We start from the raw sequence: 21,225 nt of genomic DNA on the forward strand, positions 1-21,225 counted from the left end.
GCATCCAAAGGGGTGAGGAACAACGAAGGGGGTCATCATGATCGGAAAGATGGTGGCGGGCGTGGTCGCGGGGGCGGCCCTGGTGCTCGCGAGCCTCGCGGCGCCCGCCCAGGCGGAGACCGGCAGCCAGTCCTGGCGCTGCCAGCGCGACACCGCGTGCTTCTACGCGGGGATCGGCGGCCGCCGGCTCTTAACGGAGCTCGACGAGTGCGACTTCTACAACTTCAACGACATGGGCATCGGCGACCGCATGTCCTCGGCCTGGAACAGGACGGACGTCGACGTCAGCCTCTACGACTGGGACGACGACGAGGGCTACATCCACATCGTCACCCTGCACCCCGGGCAGTACTGGAACTTCCCGCGCTGGGCCGACAACCGGGTCGACGGCGTAGCCCTCGACTGCTGACCCAGCGGAGGGCGTGTACGACGGCCGTACACGCCCTCAGAAGCGGATCGGCAGTGCGGCGAGCCCCCGCACCACGGAACCCGTCAGGCGCCAGCTCAGCTCCTCCTCGGCGCATCCCAGGGCGAGGCCGGGGAGGCGCTCCACCAGCGCGCCGATCGCGATCTGCCCTTCCATCCTGGCCAGCGGCGCGCCCAGGCAGAAGTGGATGCCGTGACCGAAGGCGACGTGCCTGTTGTCCGTACGGGTGACGTCGAGCCGGTCGGCGTCGGCGAACACGGCAGGATCGCGGCCCACCGCGCCGAGCGAGATGTGCACCATCGCCCCCTTGGGGATCCTGGTGCCCGCGATCTCCAGGTCCTCGGTCGCGAAGCGCGGCGTCGAGCGCTCCACCGGGCCGTCGAAGCGCAGGAACTCCTCCACGGCGCTCGGCAGCAGCTCGGGCCGCTCGCGCAGCAGGGCCAGCTGGGACGGCTCGCGCAGCAGCGCCAGCACGCCGTTGCCGATGAGGTTCACCGTCGTCTCGTGCCCGGCCACCAGCAGCAGCGACAGCGTGGAGACCAGCTCCTTCTCGGTGAGCTCGCCGCCGGTCACCAGCGCGCTGATGAGGTCGTCGCGCGGCTGGGCCGTACGCTCCCTGATCAGGTCGAGGAAGTAGGCGCGGGTGGCGCGGGCCGCCGCCTGGCGCTGCCGTACCTCCTCGGGCTCGAACGTCGGGTTGACCAGCAGCCCCGACCACTGCCTGAACAGGTCGCGGTCGTCGGACGGCACGCCGAGCAGCTCGCAGATCACGATGATCGGCAGCGGGAAGGCGAACGCGTCGAGCAGCTCCACTGAGCCGCCGGAGAAGGCGCCGATCAGCTCGTCGGTGATCTGCTGGACGCGCGGGCGCAGCAGCTCGACGCGGCGCGGGGTGAACGCGCCGGACACGATCCTGCGCAGCCGGGTGTGCTCCGGCGGGTCGACGGCGAGCATGTTCGCCTCGAACAGGATGTCGTCCTCGGTGGCGATCACCTGGAGGTAGTCGCCGAACAGGGACAGGTCCTTCGACAGCCGCTGGTCGTTGAGCGCGGCCCTGCCGTGCTCGTGGTCGACGACCAGGTATGCCTCGAAGCCGGGCGGGAAGTCGATCGGGAAGACCGGGCCCTCGGCGCGCATCGGGGCGTAGACGGCGTAGGGGTTTCTGCTGAACTCGGGCGTGAACAGGAACTCGAAAGGCAGTTTGTCCGGCACGCAAGCACCCTAGAAGATCACGGGAGGCGTGGCCAGGGCCCCCGAGGGGGCCCGTCCCCGCTACTTGACCAGGACCCTCTTGATGATCACCGGGTTCTTCGGCGCGCTGGAGCCGCCGTCGCCGGTGATGTCGTCCTTGTTGACGATCACACCGTCCTTGACGATCTGGTCGAGGATCTCCATGCCCTTGCTGACCATGCCGATCTCGGTGTAGGCGTTCTGGATCAGCGAGCCGTTCTCGTCCGACAGCGAGATGGCGAACTGGCTGTTGTTCTGCCCCTCCGCGCCGTCGGGCTGGGTCATGAAGACCACGCCCTTGCTGTACGGCACGGCCCCGGCGTTCTCGTCGAGGTAGGTGTAACCGGCCGTGGCGATGCCGTCGGTCGGGTTGACGCCGTCCGCCTTGGCCAGCGGGTCGCCGCACTGCAGCAGCGAGAGGCCCGCGGTCTCCGGCGTCACCAGGCGGTGGCACTTGGTGTTGTTGTAGAAGCCCTTCTTGGCGAGGAACTCCCACGAGTTGAGCGTGCACGGCGTGACCTGCGGGTCGACGTCGATGACGACGTTGCCGTGGTTGGTCACCACCGTCAGCGTCTTGATCTTCATGTTGGGCTTCTTGCCCGGCAGGCCGACGAACTTGTTCGGCACCGAGGTGTCACGCTTGTAGGAACACGAGACCGGGCCCGCCTTCGCGGTCGGCGTCGCGCTCGGCGAGGCCGCATCCTCCGTGGGCGAGGCCGACGGCGTGACGGGAGCCTCAGCCGCGGGCTGGGCGTCGTCCTTGTTGGCGAACGCGGTCGCGGCGAAGATGCCGCCGCCCACCAGGACCAGGGCGGCCACCGCGCCGATCACGGTGTTGCGCTTGCCCTTGGTCTGCTCGGCCGCTCGCTTGGCCTGCCGCTCTTTGTGCTCCTGAGCCAGTTGGCTCTGGCGGTCGTCCCCGCTCACGGTATGTCCTCCACGTTTGCCGACACATGACCAAACAACTCCGCGCATGTTACCGGGGTTGGGAATGTGCTGGACGTAAGTGGCGAAACGTGACCAGTGTGGCGACCTCGGAACCAGTTGAAGACCGCAACCGTAAGGGGAAGTATGTTCGACCAGATTCTGGGGCTGCCCGCCCACCCGCTCATCATCCACGCGGCCGTCATGCTCACCCCCCTCCTGGCTCTACTGGCCGTCCTCTACGCCGTCCTGCCCCGGTTCCGTCCGTATCTGGCCTGGGCGGTGGTGGCGCTCGCCGTCGCCGCTCCGGGCGCCGTGTTCGCCGCCAAGGAAAGCGGCGAGAGCCTCAGGGCGGCCAGGTTCGCCCATGCCGACGGCTCGGTGGCCGGCCGCATCGCCACCCACCAGAGCTTCGCCAACCCGCTGCTGATGTCCGTCATCGGGCTGGGCGTTGTCGCGCTCCTCCTGGTCTTCGTCAGGAACAAGGCGGCCTCGGTGGTCCTTTCCGTGGTCACCGTGCTGCTCGCGGGCGTCGCCGGTTACTACGTGTTCAGGGCGGGCGACTCAGGAGCGAGGGCCGTGTGGGGCGTGTAATCTCGGTTTGTGGATAGCCTGTTCGATTCCGCCGCCGAGGAGGCCACCCCGCAGCCCCTCGCGGTGCGGATGCGGCCGCGCAACCTCGACGAGGTGCTCGGCCAGCGGCACCTGCTCGGCCCCGGCACGCCGCTGCGCCGGCTCGTCGAGAGCGAGGCGCCGATGTCGCTGTTCCTGTGGGGGCCGCCGGGCACGGGCAAGACCACGCTCGCCTACGTCGTCGCCGGGGTGACCCAGCGCCGCTTCGTGGAGATCTCCGCGGTCAACGCCGGGGTGAAGGACGTGCGGGCCGCCATCGAGGCGGCCAAGCGCGAGCTGGGCATGAGCGGCAGGCAGACCGTGCTGTTCGTGGACGAGGTGCACCGCTTCAACAAGGCGCAGCAGGACGCGCTGCTGCCCGCCGTGGAGAACCGCTGGGTCACCTTCATCGGCGCGACCACCGAGAACCCCTACTTCTCGGTCATTTCACCGCTGCTGTCCCGCTCGCTGCTGCTGACCCTGGAATCGCTGTCCGACGAGGACGTGCGCGCGGTCCTGGAGCGCGCGGTGACCGACGAGCGCGGCCTGGCCGGGCGCAACACGCTGGCCCCCGAGGCCCTCGACCACCTGGTACGGCTGGCCGGAGGCGACGCCAGGCGCTCGCTCACCTACCTCGAAGCCGCGGCCATGCTCGAAGAGGACGTCACCGTCGAGGTCGTCGAGAAGGCCGTCGACAAGGCGGCCGTGCGCTACGACCGTCAGGGCGACCAGCACTACGACGTCATCAGCGCCTTCATCAAGTCGATGCGCGGCTCCGACGCCGACGCCGCGCTCCACTACCTGGCCCGCATGGTCGAGGCGGGGGAGGACCCGCGCTTCATCGCCAGGCGCATCGTCATCTTCGCCTCCGAGGACGTCGGCATGGCCGACCCCACCTGCCTGCAGACCGCGGTCGCCGCCGCGACGGCCGTCCAGATGATCGGGCTGCCCGAGGGGCAGATCAACCTGGCGCACGCCGTGATCCACTGCGCGCTCGCCCCCAAGTCGAATGCGGTGATCAAGGCCATCGGCGCAGCCTCGGGCGACGTGCGCAAGGGGCTGATCGGCCAGGTGCCGCAGCACCTGCGCGACGGCCACTACCCGGGCGCGGCCAAGCTGGGGCACGGCGACGGCTACAAGTACCCGCACGACTTCGACCACGGCGTCGTCCGCCAGGACTACGCGCCGGAGGTGGTGCGCGACCGGCGCTACTACGAGCCGACCAAGCACGGGGCGGAGGCGCCCGTGGCCGAGCGCTGGGCCAAGATCCGCGAGTTCCTGCGGGGCGGTTCGTGAGCCTGCACCACGTGGAGCTGTGGGTCAGCGACCTGGAGGCGGCTCTGCCGTCCTTCGAATGGCTGTTCCTGGCGATGGGCTACGAGCCGTTCCAGCACTGGGAGGGCGGCCGTTCCTGGAAGCACGGCGAGACCTACATCGTGCTGGAGGAGTCGCCCGCCGTACGCCGCGAGCCCTATGACAGGATGCGGCCTGGCCTCAACCACCTGGCCTTCCGCGTCGACGACGTGGACAAGCTGGTCGAGGAGGCGGTCGGGCACGGCTGGACGCTGATGTTCGCCGACCGGCACCCATACGCGGGCGGCCCCGAGCACTACGCCGCCTACCTGGAGAACGACGCGGGGTTCGAAGTGGAGCTTGTACGGTGACCGACTTCCGGGCGTCCTTCGACGCCTCCATCGCCTTCAGCAACGGCGGCGACCTGGCCGTGCACGGCTTCCGCGTGGACCTGCCCGGCCCCTCCTCGACGGAGGCGGAGATCGGCGCCCTGTTCGTCGCCTCGCTGGGGCTGCTGATGACCGACGAGGTGAAGCTCGACAACGTGGAGATCTTCGCCGAGCCGCACAAGGGCACCCGCGGCGGCCCGGCCGACCGGCCCTCCGCCGCCGCCCGGGGCCCCGTGGTGGACCTCACGGGGCCGGGCACGCTGCTGTCGCGCCCGGTGGAGCTGGCCGAGACCGTGGGGCTGCCCGCTGTGGTGGTACGGCTGGCCGGGGCCCGGTCGCGGCGGGTCGACGTCGGCTCGCTGGCGGCCTTCGACGTGCGCGGCGCCGCCGTACTGCTGGACACCGCCGGGGAGGGCGCCGAGCTCACGGCCGAGGCGGCCGACTGGCTGGTGAAACACGGCGCGGCGCTGGTCGGAGTCGATGGGTTTTTTGAAGGCACCCGCCCTCCTTTGCCCGCCGCGACCGGGCTGACCGGGCTGGAGGCGCTGCCGCCCACCGGGGCGCGCTTCTCCGCCGTCCCCATGCCGGACGGGACGGCCGTGCGGGCCTTCGCCACCCTCCCTGCCTGAAGGGAACGCGCCACATGCGCGCAGGAGGCCATCGGCCGCTATCCGGCACGATAGGGTCTTTCCCATTCCACGCTGCCTACGGGGACGGATCCGCTGATGCTTACCGCGGGAGAGGTCGCCGGCCTGATCGTCGCCATGTTCTGGGCGATCCTGGTCTGCTTCCTCGCTATGGTGCTCGTCAAGCTCGCCAGGCTGCTCACCGAGACCACCAAGATGGTCTCCGACCTGAGCAACCGGGTGACGCCACTGCTGGAGGACGTGACGGTCACCGTCAACGAGACCAACCGCCAGCTCGTCACCGTCGACGCCATCGCCAGGGACGTCAAGCAGGTCAGCGGCCAGGCCGCCAAGCTCAGCGGCATCACCCAGACCCTGGTCACCGGGCCGCTCATCAAGCTGTCGGCCATCCTGACCGGCATCGGCAGGGCCTGGCAGGCGCGCAAGGGCGGGCGTAAGGCGATCAGGCGATGATCCGCAGGCTGTTCTACATGGCCCTCGGCGCGTTCGGCGCGATATGGGTCATGCGCAAGCTGAACGCCCTGCGCCCCGACCACGTCGCCCGCCGCACGGCGGACAGCGCGATGGGGATGCTCGCGCAGGTGAGAGACTTTACCTCTGACGCGCTCGGCGAAGCTGCCGACCGCGAAACCGAGTTGCGGACCCAGTTCGGGCTCGACCAGGCTGAAAAGACCAACTGACCTAACGTAAAGGATGGCCGCTGATATGGAGTCGGCAGAGATCGCCCGCCGCTTCCTGCGCTTCTTCGAGGAGCGTGGGCACAAGGTCGTGCCCTCGGCCAGCCTGATCGCTGAGGACCCGACGCTGCTCCTGGTGCCTGCGGGCATGGTGCCCTTCAAGCCGTACTTCCTGGGGCAGCGCACGCCTCCGGCGGCCCGGCTGGCAAGCGTGCAGAAGTGCGTGCGGACCCCCGACATCGAAGAGGTCGGCAAGACCACCCGCCACGGCACCTTCTTCCAGATGCTCGGCAACTTCTCCTTCGGCGACTACTTCAAGGAGCAGGCGATCCCCTTCGCCTGGGACCTCCTGACGAAGTCCGAGTCCGAGGGCGGCTTCGGCTTCCCCGAGGAGAAGCTCTGGGTCACCGTCTTCCTCGACGACGACGAGGCGATCGAGATCTGGCGCAAGGTCGGCGTGCCGTCCGAGCGCATCCAGCGCCGCGGCCTGGAGGACAACTACTGGCACATGGGCGTGCCAGGCCCCGGCGGCCCCTGCTCGGAGATCTACTACGACCGCGGGCCAGAGCACGGCCGCGAGGGCGGGCCGGTCGCCGACGAGGACCGCTACCTCGAGGTCTGGAACAACGTCTTCATGCAGTACCAGCTCGGCGAGGTGCGCTCGAAGACCGACTTCGACGTGCTGGGCGAGCTGCCCGCCAAGAACATCGACACCGGCATGGGCCTGGAGCGCATGGCGACGATCCTCCAGGGCGTCGACAACCTCTACGAGATCGACACCACCTTCAAGATCCTCGACAAGGCGGCCGAGCTCACCAGGACCCGCTACGGCCGCGACCAGCGCGCCGACATCAGCCTGCGGGTCGTCGCCGACCACGTGCGCACCGGCACCATGCTGGTCGCCGACGGCGTGCTGCCCTCCAACGAGGGCCGCGGCTACGTGCTGCGCCGCATCCTGCGCCGCTCGATCCGCAACCTGCGCCTGCTCGGCTCCGGCGACGAGCGCTACATGCACGAGCTCACCGCCACCACGATCGACGCGATGGGCGAGACCTACCCCGAGCTCAAGGTCGACGCGCCGCAGATCCACGGCATCATCGACGCCGAGGAGGCGTCCTTCCTGGGCACCCTCCGCACCGGCACCGCGATCTTCGACGTGGCCGTCGAGGAGACCAAGCGCAAGGGGCAGAGCACGCTCGCCGGCGCGCAGGCCTTCCAGCTCCACGACACCTACGGCTTCCCGATCGACCTCACCCTGGAGATGGCGAGCGAGCAGGGTCTGCAGGTCGACGAGGAGGGCTTCCGCCGCCTCATGAAGGAGCAGCGCGACGCCGCCAAGGCCGACGCGAAGCTCAAGAAGACCGGCAACGCCGACATCTCCGTCTTCGGGCAGCTCCTGGAGAAGGCCGGCAAGGTCGACTTCCTCGGCTACGACACCACCAGCGCCGAGTCCACCGTCATCGGCATCCTCGTCGACGGGCTCAACGTGCCCACGGCGGGCGCGGGCACCACGGTCGAGGTCGTGCTGGGCCGCACCCCCTTCTACGCCGAGGGCGGCGGCCAGCTCGCCGACCAGGGCGTGCTGCGCACCTCCGGCGCCGAGGTCGAGGTCGTCGACGTGCAGTCGCCGATCAAGGGCCTGGTCGTGCACCGCGGCAAGATCCGCAGCGGCGAGCTGAAGGTCGGCGACGAGGTGCAGGCCGAGGTGGACGTCGAGCGGCGCAAGGCGATCTCGCGCAGCCACAGCGCCACCCACCTGGTGCACCGCGGCTTCAAGAACTTCCTCGGCGAGACCGCGGCGCAGGCCGGTTCGGAGAACTCGCCCGGCCGCTTCCGCTTCGACTTCACCGCGGCGGGCGCGGTGTCGCCCAGCGTGCTGCGCGACGTCGAGGACGAGGTCAACGCCGTCCTGATCAACGACATGAAGGTCAACGCGTTCTACACCTCCCAGGCCGAGGCCAGGGCGATGGGCGCGCTGGCGATGTTCGGCGAGAAGTACGGCGACGAGGTCCGCGTCGTCGAGATCGGCGACTACTCGCGCGAGCTCTGCGGCGGCACCCACGTCCACAGCTCGGGCCAGCTCGGCCTGGTCAAGATCCTCGGCGAGAACTCCGTCGGCGCCGGCGTGCGCCGCGTGGAGGCGCTGGTCGGCATCGACGCCTTCCGCTTCCTGGCGAAGGAGTCCGTGCTGGTCGCGCAGCTCTCCGAGCAGCTCAAGGCGCGCCGCGAGGAGCTGCCCGAGCGCATCGAGGGCATCGTCACCCGGCTGCGCACGGCGGAGAAGGAGCTGGAGAAGCTCCGCTCCTCGCAGGTGCTGGCGATCGCGGGCGAACTCGCCTCCCAGGCGCGTGACCTGCAAGGAGTCTCCGTGGTCACGCACCGCGCGCCTGATGGCACCGGGGCCGACGACCTGCGTAAGCTCGCGCTTGATGTGCGCGGCAGGTTCCCGGCCGACCGCGCGGCGGTCGTCGTGATCGCCGGTGCCCCCAGTGACAGGCCGGTGGTCGTCGCCGCGGTCAACGAGGCGGCGCGCTCTCACGGTCTCAAGGCTGGCCAGCTGGTCGGCGTCGCCGCCAAGGCGCTTGGGGGTGGCGGTGGCGGCAAGGACGATGTCGCGCAGGGCGGCGGCACGAACGCCGGTGCGATCGACGACGCGTTGCGACTGGTCCAGGAGACCATCGCGGGGCAGCTCGGCTGACATGAGGTTCGGTTCACGGCTCGGCGTCGACGTCGGGTCCGTACGCATCGGCGTGGCGCGCAGCGACCCCTCGGGGATGCTCGCCACGCCGGTGGAGACGGTCAGGCGCGGCGGCGGCGATCTCGACCGCATCGCGGCGCTCGTGGCCGAGTACGACGTGGTCGAGGTGATCGTGGGGCTGCCCACGTCGCTGTCCGGCCGCGAGGGGCCCGCCGCCGGGCTGGCGCGGGAATTCGCCGTCGCGCTGGCCGGGGCGGTCGCGCCGGTGCCCGTGCGGCTCTTCGACGAGCGGCTCACCACGGTGGCCGCCCAGCAGGGCATGCGGGCCAGCGGGCGCAAGGCCAAGAACCAGCGGTCGGTCATCGACCAGGCGGCGGCCGTCGTGCTGCTGCAGGACGCGCTCGACGCCGAGCGAGCCCAGGACAGACCACCAGGCAGACCCGTCGATCCGCCCGCAGCGGCGGACGGCGGGGCTGCGACATGAGCGGCGGCGACGACAAGAACGACGACGACCTCGCCGAGGTGATCCCGCTCCGGAGCGACGACGATCCACAGCCCGGCTCCGAGGCCTCCGAGGCCCAGGACACCGAGCCGCTGGCGGAGGTCATCCCGCTGTCGGACGCCACGGAGCGGCCCGCCCGGCGCGTGGCGCCGCTGCTTCTGGCGGGCGCTGCCGCCTCCGTACTGGTGCTCGGTGGCGGGGCCTACCTGCTGGCCAAGCCGTACATCAGTCCTGACGACTTCGACGGGGCGGGCAGCGGCGCGGTGACGGTGCGCATCGCGCCGGGCTCCTCGGCCACCGACATCGGGACGCTTCTGGCCGACGCGGGGGTGGTGGCCAGTGCCCGCTCCTTCGTCAACATCGCCGAGGACCGGGCCAAGGCGGCCAGCCTGCACCCGGGCCACTACCGGCTGCGTAAGGGCATGGCGGCGGGTGCGGCGCTCGACCTGCTGCTCAACCCGGGCGCCAAGGTCGTCAAGCGGGTCGTGCTGCCCGAGGGCATGCGGATGAGCGAGGCGCTGCCGCGCATCGCCAAGGAGTCCGGGCTGCCGCTGTCCGGCTTCGAGCAGGTCGACGAGGAGCTCCTGGGCCTGCCCGCCTACGCCAAGGGGCCCGAGGGGTTCCTGTATCCGGCCACCTACGAGGTCGAGCCGGGTTCCACGCAGGTGGACGTGCTTGCCGCCATGGTCGAGCGGTTCACCCAGGCGGCGGACAACCTGGGGCTGGTCGGCAGGGCGGCCCAGCTGCACCTGTCGCCGCTGCAGGTGGTCACGCTGGCCAGCATCGTGCAGGCGGAGGGCGGAAGGGACGCCGACTACCCGAAGATCGCCAGGGTGATCTACAACAGGCTCAGGGACGGCATGCCGCTGCAGCTCGACACCACGGTCCTCTACGCGCAGCGCAGGCGCACGCTCAAGGTCTCGGAGAAGGACACCAGGGTCGGCTCGCCGTACAACACCTACCTGCGCAGGGGGCTGCCGCCCGGCCCGATCTCCAATCCTGGGGAGAAGGCACTGATGGCGGCATTGCATCCAGCCAGGGGAGATTGGTACTGGTTTGTCACCACCGATCCGGAGCATAGAATCACGAAATTCACCGACAAAGAGAGCGAGTTCGTGAGATACCGGGAAGAGTTGAACGAGAACCTCGGGACCAGCTGATGCTCCTCGGGACACCCCCCGTCCCGAGCGCCGATCGGGCGCTCGCACTCCGCGCGTCCCCTAGCATGGCTACCCAGAGTGATGAGCGCTGGTCGTCGACGCACGACCGGCCTCTGCCCCTGTTCGGCTCGGTAACCCCCGCCGGTTTGGCGCCCCCCATTGACGCCGGCCCGGTAACACCGGGAGATTGGCCAGCGCATCTATGAACGATCTCGATATCGACGCCCTGCTCGGCTCGGAGGACGACGCCAGACGTCCCCGTTCCCGTTCGGGACGCGGCCGCAGGCGCCGCAGGAACCGCAAGCGCGGCGGCTTCGTCGCCCCCATGCTGGCCCTGATCATCATCCTGGGCATCCTGGGCGGCGGCGGCTACTACGCCTACCTGGCGATCAACAAGGCGCTGATCCCCGAGGACTACACCGGGGCGGGCACCGGCGAGGTCGTCGTCGAGATCAACCCGGGCGACAACGCGACCGTCGTAGGCGAGATGCTGGAGCGCGCCGGCGTGGTCAAGAGCGCGCGCGCCTTCACCAATGCGGCCGACGCCGCCGGCAAGACCGGTTCGCTGACGCCCGGCCACTACACGATGCGCAAGGGCATGTCCGCGGCCAACGCGGTGGCCCTGCTCGACCCGGCGAAGCTGCTGCAGTCCAAGATCACGCTCAAGGAGGGGCTGCGGCTCACCGACGTGATCACGCAGCTGTCCGAGAAGATGAAGAAGCCGAAGGCGGAGTTCGTCGCGGCGGCCAAGGACGCGGAGGCTTTGGGGCTGCCCGCGTACGCCAAGGGGCGGCTGGAGGGCTACGCCTTCCCGGCGACCTACGAGATCACCCCCAACTCCACCCCGGCCAGCGTCCTGGGCGCCATGGTCGAGCGGTTCGACGAGGCGGCGACCAAGGTCGACCTGGTCAAGGGGGCGAAGACCGTGGGGCTCACGCCGGCGCAGGTGGTCACGCTGGCGAGCATCGTGCAGGCCGAGGCGGGCAGCGCCGAGGACATGCCGAAGATCGCGCGGGTCATCTACAACCGGATGGCGCTCAACCCGCCGATGAAGCTCAAGATGGACAGCACGACGTTCTACGGGCTGGGGCTGTACGGCACGCATCTGAGCGACGCGCAGACGCACAGCAAGTCGAAGTACAACACCTATGAATACGAGGGGTTGCCGCCGGGGCCGATCTCGAACCCGGGGGAGGACGCGCTGAGCGCGGCGCTGAACCCGGCCAAGGGTAAGTGGCTGTATTTCGTGACTACGGACCTGAAGAAGGGCATCACGAAGTTCGCGGACAACGAGGCGGACTTCTTCAAGCTCAAGGCCGAGTTCGACAGGAACCAGGGGAACTGACCTTCCGGTCAACTGCGGCACCTCGGTGGAGAGCATGGATCCGGCCGCCGAGGTGCAGCGGTGCCCGGTGGCAGCGTGCCGGTGGGGAGGCTGCCCGAGTGTCGACGGCCCGTGATCGTGGATGGGGTGCAGGGGCTGTCGGCGACGCCGGGCTCCCGCGCGTTCGCTGACGGTGGTGGGCGACGTCGCCCAGGCTGGTGCGCGGAGTGGGGTGAGGCGCCCTTCGTGGTCGGGCGCGAGGAGCGGCGCTCGCTGCGTTCCGCCCTTGGCGCGGTTCCTTGCGGCCGTTGCGGCGGGTCAGCGGGGAGGTCGGTCGGCCGTGTCCCTGGAATGTCGCCAGCCACCTACGGCGACTGGGCATCTCCCGGCTCCGCCGTACGGACATATTCAGTCTGGGAGGGGAGATCGATAGAGTTCTGGGGTGAACAGCATGCGGGCCGCCGTCCTCGGGGCGCCGATCGCCCACTCCCTCTCGCCCCACCTGCACAAGGCCGCCTACCGGGCCATGGGCCTGGGTGGCTGGAGCTACGAGGCGTTCGAGTGTGACGACACCCAGCTGCCCTGGATGCTGGACAAGCTCAGGCCCGTGCGCGGCGGTGACAACCCCGACGGCAAGACCGCCTGGGCGGGCCTGTCGCTGACGATGCCCCTGAAGCGCGCCGTCCTGCCGCTGCTGGACACCGTCTCCGACCTGGCCGTCGAGGTGGGCGGCGCCAACACCGTCATCTTCGACGGCGGCGCCAGGCACGGCGAGAACACCGACGTCTACGGCGTGGAACGGGCCCTGGCCGAGGCGGGCGTCACGGCGCCCAGGTCGGCGCTGGTGCTCGGCGGCGGCGCGACCGCGGCCTCCATACTCGCCGCGCTGCGCAACCTGGGCGCGAGCGCCGCCGCCCTCGTGGTCCGCGACACGGGCCGGGCGGGCGAGACGGTCGCGGTGGCCGAGCGCCTGGGGGTGGCGCTGTCGGTGGCGACCTTCGACAAGATCGACGCGCTGCTGGACGTGGACCTGGTGGTCTCGTCGCTGCCCTCGGGCGCGGCCGACGTGTTCGCCTCGCGGCTGGTGCGGGTCCCGGCGCTGTTCGACGTCGTCTACTCACCATGGCCCACCCGCGCCGCCACAGCCGTGCAGGCGGCGGGCGGAAAGGTGGTGGGAGGCTTCTCCATGCTCCTGCACCAGGCGGTGCGGCAGGTGGAGCTGATGACCGGCCGCAGCGACGTCCCGGTGGAGGCGATGCGCGCGGCAGGCGAAGCGGAGATCCTCAGACGGGCCACTCAAACGGATTGACCATCCTCCGCGCCGGCCGCGCCGCACAGGCGCCGGTACTCGGCAATGCCGAGGATCACTACGTCGTCATGCTTGAAGTCCGGGGTGCGATGGGCGGGCGTCGCGGGGGATCGGGAAGATTCTGAGTAGCGGCGTGGTTGTGGTAACGTAGCAACCCGATCGGTCCGGCATGTTTGCTGGACGCGCAAGCGGAGGTCTCCTCCCACCTACGTCGCCGCGAGGCGGCCGGGTCCAGGATCACGCCGGACTTACTCCGGGGAGCTTTACGGCCATTCGAGCCAAAGAGCTCAGTGGCCCCGCATGCGCGACGTGCGGGGCTTTCTCCATGAGAGCCTCCGTACGACGAGCACGTAGGGATCGCATACCTAGGAGGCCCCATCAGCACTGAGCCCCGCATCAACGAGCGTATCCGAGTTCCCGAGGTTCGCCTCGTGGGCCCGAACGGCGAGCAGGTCGGCATCGTCTCCATCCACGATGCGCTGAAGCTCGCCCAGGAGGCCGATCTCGACCTGGTCGAGGTCGCGGCCACAGCTCGACCGCCCGTGTGCAAGCTCATGGACTACGGCAAATTCAAGTACGAGTCCGCGATGAAGGCGCGCGAGGCGCGCAAGAATCAGGCGCACACGATCATCAAGGAGATCAAGCTCCGGCCGAAGATCGACCCGCACGACTACGAGACCAAGAAGGGTCACGTGGTGCGGTTCCTGAAGGCCGGGGACAAGGTCAAAGTCACGATCATGTTCCGCGGGCGCGAGCAGTCGCGACCCGAGCTGGGCTTCCGGCTCCTGCAGCGGCTCGCGGACGACGTCCAGGAGCTCGGCTTCGTGGAGTCCCACGCCAAGCAGGACGGCCGAAACATGATCATGGTGATCGGTCCGCACAAGAAGAAGGCCGAGGCCAAGGCCGAAAAGGCCGCAGCCAAGGCACAGCGTGGCGACGAGGGCGAGGCGGCACCTTCCGAGGTTTCAGAACCGGAAGAGTGACGCGGAGTTCGGGTTAGCCTTACAGGCACCCAGCCACCCCGCAGACGAAGACGCCGAAACCGGGCCGGCCCACCACCGACCCGGTCAGCGGCACGGACGAATAGAGGGAGAGACGGCGAATGCCGAAGATGAAGACGCACAGCGGTGCGAAGAAGCGGTTCAGGATCACCGGCTCCGGCAAGATCAAGCGTCGCCGCTCCAACCGCGCGCACTACAACGAGTGGAAGTCGTCCACGCTGACGCGCCGTCTCAAGAGTGAGGTCGTCGTCGCCGACGCCGACGTCAAGAAGATCAAGAAGCTGCTCGCTAAGTAGCGCGAACCCCCGGGGAGATACAACATGGCACGCGTGAAGCGGGCGCTCAACGCCAAGAAGAAGCGCAAGGTCGTCCTCGACCGGGCGAGCGGTTACCGTGGCCAGCGGTCGAGGCTGTACCGCAAGGCCAAGGAGCAGATGCTCCACTCGATGACGTACGCCTACAGGGACCGCAAGGACCGCAAGGGCGCTTTCCGTCGTCTGTGGATCCAGCGGATCAACGCCGCTGCTCGTCAGAACGGCATGACGTACAACCGCCTGATCCAGGGTCTGCGGCTGGCCAACATCGAGGTCGACCGCAAGATCCTCGCCGAGCTCGCGGTGAACGACAGCCAGACCTTCGCGACGCTGGTGGAGGCCGCCAAGAAGGCGCTGCCCGCCAACGTCAACGCGCCGGTCGCCGGCTGACTTTCCAGCGTTTGACAGAGGGGTTCACCGGTCTTGCGGTGAACCCCTCTCCCTTTTCGGGGGTACGGCCCGCCTGAGCGGGGCGAGGCCTCCTGGGGTACGGCCCTGCGGATGCGGACAGCACGTCCTTCGGGAGGGTGTCCCGTCTGCGCGGGGCCGGGCTCCTTATGCAGGAGCGGGGTGCCTCTGGGCGTCTTCCGTCCAGGGGTGACCAGGGGGTTTCCCCTGGAGTTCGGCACACAGAGGGGTTTCTCTCTGGGGTTCGGGTTACGCGGACTTGGGGGACAAGGGCATGGCGGTATCAGAGCTCACCAACGTGCGGGCGCCGCGCGTGAAGGCCGCGCGCAGGCTCACCAAGCGCGCCTTCCGCGACCGCGACAAGGCCTTCCTCGCCGAGGGCCCCCAGGCGGTCCGCGAGGCGCTCAGGCTCGACGGTGTGACCGTGGAGGTGTTCGCCACCGGCGAGGCCGAGGTCAAGTACGCGGAACTGCTCACCGAGGCCACCCTGCAGGGCCTGCCGGTCCACCGGGCCAGCGGCGAGGTCATGGCAGAACTGTCGCAGACCGTCACCCCGCAGGGGTTGCTGGCGATCTGCCGCTTCGTGCACGTCCCGCTGGAGGCGGCGGTCGGTGACGACGCCCGGCTGGTCTCCGTCCTGGCCCACGTGCGCGACCCGGGGAACGCGGGCACCGTCCTGCGCACGGCCGACGCAGCCGGCGCGGACGCGGTGGTGTTCACCGACGCGTCGGTCGATCCGTACAACGGCAAGTGCGTGCGGGCCAGCGCGGGCAGCCTGTTCCACCTTCCCGTGGTCATCGGCAGCCCGGTGGCGCAGGCCGTACAGCACCTGAAGGACCGGGGGATGCGGGTGCTGGCGGCGGACGGGGCGGGCAAGCACACGCTGGACGACGTCGACCTGTCCGGGCCGACCGCGTGGGTGTTCGGGAACGAGGCGTGGGGGCTGCCCGAGGACGTGCTGGCGCTGTGCGACGACGTGGTGCGGGTGCCCATCTACGGGCAGGCGGAGAGCCTCAACCTCGCGACCGCCGCCGCCGTCTGCCTGTACGCATCAGCCCGCGCCCAACGCCACCCCTGACCCTTCCTGGCACCGTACGGACCACCCGTCTCGCCCGGCGGGGGACCGCGAGACACGCCCTGTGCGGGGAGGCTCCAAGCGCCGCGTCGGCGGGTCGGGGCGACGGTGCCTTCCAGCGCTCGTGAACGGCGCGCGCTCGACGGTGAACGGTTGCGCAGCCGTACGTCCTGAGGGCCGACGAGGCCGCGTGGGGGGGTATGGGCCGGGAGGCGATCGTCATCAACCTCTCAACCCGCCCCCACGCAGAAGCAAGCCAATCCCACACCATGCCGTTGCCTCGCCCACCGAAACCACCATCCGTCATCCTCGGCTGGGGACGACAGAAGCCGCATGACGGGAAACCCGCTATTGTCGGCCTTGTAGGTCGAGGAGGCGGGGTTCGTGCACGGCGATGACACCGACGGTCGGATGGCCGATCCGGCGTGCGCGATCGCGATCGACGACCTCCCGGACGGCCTCATCGTAACCGACAGGTTCGGCCGTGTGCTGGCCGTCAACCGCGCCGCCGCCCGCCTCACCGGCGTCGACCGCGAGGCCGCCCTGGGCCGCGACATCAACGACGTCTTCCCCTTCCGTGACCACGACGGCCGCGAGTGGTGGAAGTGCCTCGACCCCGACAGCGGCCTGTGCACCCGCACCCGCGTCCCGGAGAGGCCGCTGCACCTGCCCGGCGGCCAGGAGCTGCACGTCGCGGCCCGCCTGGTGCGGGAGCGCGGCGGCGAGGTCCAGCGCGTCACGATCACCCTGCGCGACGGCGGCGCCCGCGCCAGGCTGGAGCGCAGCCGCGCCGACCTGGTGAGCACCGTCGCCCACGAGCTGCGTTCCCCGCTGACCAGCGTCAAGGGCTTCACCGCGACGCTCCTGGCCAAGTGGGACCGCTTCACCGAGCAGCAGAAGCTCGTCATGCTCGAAACCGTCAACAACGACGCCGACCGGGTGACCAGGCTCATCACAGAGCTGCTCGACGTGTCCCGCATCGAGTCGGGGCGCCTGGAGATCCACAAGCAGGTCGTCGACCTGCCCGCCAGGACGCGCCGCATCATCGCGGGCCGGGTCGCGGCGGGCGAGTCCGAGGACCGGTTCCGGCTCAACGTGGCGACCGACCTGCCGGAGACGTGGCTCGACCAGGACAAGGTCGACCAGATTCTCGGTAACCTGGTGGAGAACGCGGTACGCCACGGCAGTGGCACCGTGTCGATCGACATCGAATCCGTCGGCTGGGGAGTTGCCGTGTCCGTGCGCGACCAGGGTGAGGGCATCGAGCCCGAGCTGGCTCCGCGCGTGTTCAGGCAGTTCTGGCGCGGCAACAGCCGCAGGCGCGGCGGCACCGGCCTGGGCCTGTTCATCGTCAAGGGCCTGGTCGAGGCGCACGGCGGCACGATCACCGTGCAGCGCGCGCCGGAGGGCGGCGCGGAGTTCCGATTTACCGTGCCCACCGGCACGCCCGACTTCGCCTGAAGCCGAAGCGGAAGAAACCCGGTGGGCGCCCCCCACTAGACTCGTTGTCGCTCACAGCCCTGGATACGGAGCTCTCTCTTGTCTGACTACGACCCCGTCGAGGTGACACCGTTGCATGCCGACGAGGTGTCCCGCATGGAGGCCGACGCGCTGGCCGCGATCAAGGCCGCCGACAGCCTCGACGCACTCAAGCAGGTACGGCTGGCGCACGCCGGCGACCGCTCGCCCATCGCGCTGGCCAACCGCGAGATCGGCGCCCTGCCGCCGGCCGCCCGCGCCGAGGCGGGCAAGCGCATCGGCGGCGCGCGCAAGGCCGTCGGCGAGGCGCTGGCCGCCCGCCAGACCGAGCTGGAGGCCGAACGCGACGCCCGCGTGCTGGTGGAGGAGGCGGTCGACGTCACCCTCCCGTGGGACGGCCGGCCGAGCGGCGCCCGCCACCCGCTGACCACGATGCAGGAGCGCATCGCCGACACCTTCGTCGCCATGGGCTACGAGGTGGCCGAGGGGCCCGAGCTCGAGGGCGAGTGGTTCAACTTCGACGCGCTCAACATCGCCACCGACCACCCGGCGCGCTCCGACCACGACACGTTCTTCGTGGAGTCGACGGAGTCCGGCATGGTGCTCCGTACGCAGACGAGTCCCGTCCAGATCCGCGCCCTGCTCGGCAGGAAGCTGCCGGTCTACGTGATCTCGCCGGGCAAGGTGTTCCGCACCGACGAGCTCGACGCCACCCACACCCCGGTCTTCCACCAGGTCGAGGGGCTGGCGATCGACGAGGGCCTGACGATGGCGCACCTCAAGGGCACGCTCGACCGCTTCGCCGAGGTCATGTTCGGCGAGGGCATCACGACGCGGTTCCGCCCCAACTACTTCCCCTTCACCGAGCCGTCGGCGGAGATGGACCTCAAGTGCTTCGTGTGCCGGGGGGCCAGCGCGATCCCCGGCAACCCGCCGTGCCGCACCTGCAAGTCCGAGGGTTGGATCGAGTGGGGCGGCTGCGGCATGGTCAACCCGCGCGTGCTCGTCGCGTGCGGCGTCGACCCCCAGCGCTACAGCGGTTTCGCGTTCGGCATGGGCATCGAGCGCTCGGTGATGTTCCGCCACAACGCCGGAGACATGCGCGACATGGTCGAAGGCGACATCCGCTTCACCCTCCCGTTCGGAACGGAGATCTGATGAAGGTCCCTCTTTCCTGGCTGCGGGAGTACGTCGAACTCCCCGCCGTCACCGCGCACGAGGTGGCTGACAAGCTGACCGCCGCCGGGCTCAAGCTGGAGGCCATCACCTCCTTCGGCCACGACGTCAAGAACGTCGTGGTCGGCGAGGTGCTCAGCGTCGAGGAGCTGGCCGGTTTCAAGAAGCCGATCAGGCACTGCATGGTCGAGGTCGGCGAGGCCACGCCGCGCGAGATCGTCTGCGGCGCCACCAACTTCGTCGCGGGCGACCGCGTGCCCGTCGTGCTGCCGGGCGGCGTGCTGCCCGGCGGGTTCGAGGTCGGCGCGCGCAAGACCTACGGCCGCATGTCCGAGGGCATGATCTGCTCCGAGCGCGAGCTGGGCCTCAGCGACGAGCACAACGGCATCATGGTCCTGCCGAAGGACACGCCGATCGGCGCCGACGTGGTCGACCTGCTCGGCCTGCGCGACGACGTGCTGGAGCTGGAGATCACCCCGGACATCGGCTACGCGCTGTCCATCAGGGGCGTGGCCCGCGAGGCCGCCACCGCGTTCGACGTGCCGTTCCGCGACCCGGCCCAGGTCGCGTTGCCGGAGGAGAGCGCCACGTCCTATCCGGCCTCGATCGCCGACCCGACCGCGTGCGACCGGTTCGTGCTGCGCGAGGTCCGCGGGTTCGACCCGGCCGCCGAGAGCCCCCTCTGGCTGCGTGTACGGCTGTCGCGGGCCGGGATGCGCCCGGTCTCGCTGGCCGTCGACATCACCAACTACCTCATGCTGGAGCTCGGCCAGCCGCTGCACGCCTTCGACCGGGCCAAGCTCCGCGGCGAGATCGTCGTGCGCAGGTCCGCGCCGGGCGAGACGCTGGAGACGCTCGACCACGTCGTACGCAAGCTCGACGCCGACGACATCCTCATCACCGACGACTCGGGCGCCATCTCCATGGCGGGCACCATGGGCGGGCTCGAGACCGAGATCGCCGACGCCTCCACCGACATCGTCATCGAGGCCGCCCACTTCTCAGCGACCGGTACGGCACGCATGTCGCGCCGCCACAACCTGGTCTCCGAGGCGTCCAAGCGCTTCGAGCGCGGCGTCGACAGGGAGCTGCCGCTGGTCGCCTCCTGGCGCGCCGCGCAGCTGCTGGCCGAGCTCGGCGGCGCGACCGTCGTGCCCGGCGTCACGCACGCCGAGGTCGACGTGGAGCCGGTGCGGATCGCCATCCCGACCAGCCACCCCGGCGACGTGGCCGGCGTGCCGTACGCCAGGGAGACCGTGGTCAGGCGGCTGGAGCAGGTCGGCTGCACCATCACCGAGGGCGCCTCGCCCGCTCCGCGCAGGGGCGGCGTCGACCCGACCGGCGTGGTGTCCGGCGGCGACGCCGAGCTCATGGCGCGGCTGGCCGTGACCGGCGACGACATGATCACCGTGGTGCCGCCGTCGTGGCGTCCCGACCTGACCGACCCCAACGACCTGGCCGAAGAGGTCATCAGGCTCGAAGGGTACGAGAACCTGCCGTCCGCGCTGCCCAAGGCGTCGGCAGGGGCCGGGCTGACCGAGGCGCAGCGCCTGCGCCGTAGGGTCGGCAGGGCGCTGGCGTCGGCCGGTTACGTGGAGGTGCTCAACTACCCGTTCGTCGGCGAGCGCGACTTCGACAACCTGCAGCTGCCCGAGGGCGACGCCAGGCGCAGGGCGGCCAGGCTGGCCAACCCGCTGTCCGAGGACGAGCCGCTCATGCGCACCACGCTGCTGCCCGGGCTGCTCAAGACCCTGGTGCGCAACGTCGGGCGCGGCTTCACCGACCTGGCGCTGTTCGAGACCGGGCTGGTGTACCGGCCGCGCGAGGGCGCTCCTGCGCAGGCCCCCGTGCTCGGCGTCGAGCGGCGGCCGTCCGAGGCGGAGCTGGCCTCGGTCGCCGCGGCGCTGCCCGACCAGCCGCAGCGGGTGGCCGCGGTGCTGGCCGGGGAGTTCGAGCGGTCCGGCTGGTGGGGCGCGGGCCGTGCGGCGAACTGGGCGGACGCGGTGCAGGCCGCGCGCCTGGTCGCGGGGGAGGCCAGGGTCGAGCTCGGCGTCAGCGCCGACCAGCACGAGCCGTGGCACCCGGGCCGCTGCGCCGCGCTCTACGTCGGCGACACGCTCGTCGGGCACGCGGGCGAGCTGCACCCGCGCGTCATCGAGGCGTACGGCCTGCCGCCGCGCACCTGCGCGATGGAGGTCGAGCTGTCGCGCATCGAGGCGGCCATGGCCGGTCCGGCTCAGGCGCCTTCGGTGTCCGCTTATCCGGTCGCCACGCAGGACGTCGCGCTCATCGTGCCGGACTTCACGCCGGTGGCCGATGTGGAGGCGGCGCTGCGTGACGGTGCTGGGCCGCTGCTGGAGTCGGTGCGGTTGTTCGACGTCTACGAGGGGGCGCAGGTGGGGGCGGGGAACAAGTCGCTGGCCTACACGCTGCGGTTCCGTGCGGGTGACCGTACCCTGACCGCCGAGGAGACGACGGCGGCGCGCGACGCAGCCGTGGCCGTGGCGGCCGACCGGGTGGGGGCGCAGCTCCGCGGAGTCTGAGGCGGTAGGGCTCGGGGGAACACCCTCCGGGCCCTGC

At 70.2% G+C, this 21,225-nt stretch carries 21 protein-coding genes; 19 read left to right on the plus strand and 2 right to left on the minus strand.

What is annotated here, in order from left to right:
* The first annotated feature begins 37 nt into the window (after positions 1-37).
* Complete coding sequence (locus tag ACIBG8_RS36800) at positions 38-409, plus strand: peptidase inhibitor family I36 protein (protein WP_397347758.1); 372 nt, start codon at positions 38-40, stop codon at positions 407-409.
* 36 nt (positions 410-445) lie between these two features.
* Here the strand turns inward: ACIBG8_RS36800 and ACIBG8_RS36805 are convergent, their stop codons facing one another.
* Both ACIBG8_RS36805 and ACIBG8_RS36810 read right to left on the minus strand, forming a co-directional pair.
* Complete coding sequence (locus ACIBG8_RS36805) at positions 446-1,639, minus strand: cytochrome P450 (protein WP_397347759.1); 1,194 nt, start codon at positions 1,637-1,639, stop codon at positions 446-448.
* Positions 1,640-1,699: 60 nt separating this feature from the next.
* Positions 1,700-2,584 carry a peptidylprolyl isomerase gene (locus ACIBG8_RS36810; protein ID WP_397347760.1) on the minus strand — a complete coding sequence of 295 codons (885 nt, stop codon included), beginning with the start codon at positions 2,582-2,584 and terminating at the stop codon, positions 1,700-1,702.
* Positions 2,585-2,728: 144 nt separating this feature from the next.
* Between ACIBG8_RS36810 and ACIBG8_RS36815 the strand changes: the two genes are divergently transcribed.
* The 18 genes from ACIBG8_RS36815 (at position 2,729) to ACIBG8_RS36900 (ending at position 21,188) form a co-directional block, all read left to right on the plus strand.
* On the plus strand, positions 2,729-3,175 hold the full coding sequence (locus ACIBG8_RS36815) for a hypothetical protein (protein ID WP_397347761.1): 447 nt from the start codon (positions 2,729-2,731) through the stop codon (positions 3,173-3,175).
* A gap of 69 nt (positions 3,176-3,244) precedes the next feature.
* Positions 3,245-4,489, plus strand: a complete 1,245-nt coding sequence (locus ACIBG8_RS36820; protein WP_397347836.1) for a replication-associated recombination protein A — start codon at positions 3,245-3,247, stop codon at positions 4,487-4,489.
* Positions 4,486-4,857: a VOC family protein gene (locus ACIBG8_RS36825; RefSeq protein ID WP_397347763.1), complete on the plus strand. Its 372-nt coding sequence runs from the start codon at positions 4,486-4,488 to the stop codon at positions 4,855-4,857. The genes ACIBG8_RS36820 and ACIBG8_RS36825 overlap by 4 nt, the downstream gene beginning before the upstream one ends.
* Positions 4,854-5,504: a hypothetical protein gene (locus tag ACIBG8_RS36830; RefSeq protein ID WP_397347764.1), complete on the plus strand. Its 651-nt coding sequence runs from the start codon at positions 4,854-4,856 to the stop codon at positions 5,502-5,504. Before ACIBG8_RS36825 ends, ACIBG8_RS36830 begins: the two co-directional genes overlap by 4 nt.
* A 96-nt stretch (positions 5,505-5,600) precedes the next feature.
* Positions 5,601-5,975 (plus strand): DUF948 domain-containing protein, encoded by a 375-nt coding sequence (locus ACIBG8_RS36835; protein WP_397347765.1) that lies wholly within the window; start codon positions 5,601-5,603, stop codon positions 5,973-5,975.
* A complete protein-coding gene (locus ACIBG8_RS36840; RefSeq protein WP_397347766.1) occupies positions 5,972-6,202 on the plus strand; it encodes a hypothetical protein in 231 nt (76 codons plus the stop codon). Before ACIBG8_RS36835 ends, ACIBG8_RS36840 begins: the two co-directional genes overlap by 4 nt.
* 25 nt (positions 6,203-6,227) lie before the next feature.
* The gene (gene alaS / locus ACIBG8_RS36845) at positions 6,228-8,897 is read left to right on the plus strand and encodes an alanine--tRNA ligase (RefSeq protein WP_397347767.1); all 2,670 of its coding nucleotides are present in this window, start codon (positions 6,228-6,230) and stop codon (positions 8,895-8,897) included.
* 1 nt (position 8,898) lies between these two features.
* Complete coding sequence (ruvX, locus tag ACIBG8_RS36850) at positions 8,899-9,381, plus strand: Holliday junction resolvase RuvX (protein WP_397347768.1); 483 nt, start codon at positions 8,899-8,901, stop codon at positions 9,379-9,381.
* Entirely contained in the window at positions 9,378-10,559 is a 1,182-nt protein-coding gene (gene mltG, locus ACIBG8_RS36855) for an endolytic transglycosylase MltG (protein WP_397347769.1), read from the plus strand. Before ruvX ends, mltG (ACIBG8_RS36855) begins: the two co-directional genes overlap by 4 nt.
* A gap of 202 nt (positions 10,560-10,761) precedes the next feature.
* Positions 10,762-11,904, plus strand: coding sequence for an endolytic transglycosylase MltG (mltG, locus tag ACIBG8_RS36860; RefSeq protein WP_397347770.1), 1,143 nt, complete (start codon positions 10,762-10,764; stop codon positions 11,902-11,904).
* A 430-nt stretch (positions 11,905-12,334) separates the two neighbouring features.
* Complete coding sequence (locus tag ACIBG8_RS36865; protein ID WP_397347837.1) at positions 12,335-13,192, plus strand: shikimate dehydrogenase; 858 nt, start codon at positions 12,335-12,337, stop codon at positions 13,190-13,192.
* 377 nt (positions 13,193-13,569) lie between these two features.
* Positions 13,570-14,175 (plus strand): translation initiation factor IF-3, encoded by a 606-nt coding sequence (infC, locus tag ACIBG8_RS36870; protein ID WP_397347838.1) that lies wholly within the window; start codon positions 13,570-13,572, stop codon positions 14,173-14,175.
* Between the two features lie 119 nt (positions 14,176-14,294).
* Positions 14,295-14,489, plus strand: a complete 195-nt coding sequence (gene rpmI / locus ACIBG8_RS36875; protein WP_397347771.1) for a 50S ribosomal protein L35 — start codon at positions 14,295-14,297, stop codon at positions 14,487-14,489.
* Positions 14,490-14,513: 24 nt separating this feature from the next.
* Positions 14,514-14,897, plus strand: a complete 384-nt coding sequence (gene rplT, locus ACIBG8_RS36880) for a 50S ribosomal protein L20 (protein ID WP_397347772.1) — start codon at positions 14,514-14,516, stop codon at positions 14,895-14,897.
* A 292-nt stretch (positions 14,898-15,189) separates the two neighbouring features.
* Positions 15,190-15,993: a TrmH family RNA methyltransferase gene (locus ACIBG8_RS36885; RefSeq protein WP_397347773.1), complete on the plus strand. Its 804-nt coding sequence runs from the start codon at positions 15,190-15,192 to the stop codon at positions 15,991-15,993.
* A 408-nt stretch (positions 15,994-16,401) separates the two neighbouring features.
* Positions 16,402-17,451, plus strand: coding sequence for an ATP-binding protein (locus ACIBG8_RS36890; protein WP_397347839.1), 1,050 nt, complete (start codon positions 16,402-16,404; stop codon positions 17,449-17,451).
* Positions 17,452-17,586: 135 nt separating this feature from the next.
* Positions 17,587-18,627 (plus strand): phenylalanine--tRNA ligase subunit alpha, encoded by a 1,041-nt coding sequence (pheS, locus tag ACIBG8_RS36895; protein WP_397347840.1) that lies wholly within the window; start codon positions 17,587-17,589, stop codon positions 18,625-18,627.
* Entirely contained in the window at positions 18,627-21,188 is a 2,562-nt protein-coding gene (locus ACIBG8_RS36900; protein WP_397347774.1) for a phenylalanine--tRNA ligase subunit beta, read from the plus strand. The genes pheS and ACIBG8_RS36900 overlap by 1 nt, the downstream gene beginning before the upstream one ends.
* The last annotated feature ends 37 nt before the right edge of the window (positions 21,189-21,225 follow it).

Origin of the sequence: Nonomuraea sp. NPDC050556, assembly GCF_044457355.1 — a bacterium.
In the GTDB taxonomy this organism is placed as follows: Bacteria; Actinomycetota; Actinomycetes; order Streptosporangiales; family Streptosporangiaceae; genus Nonomuraea.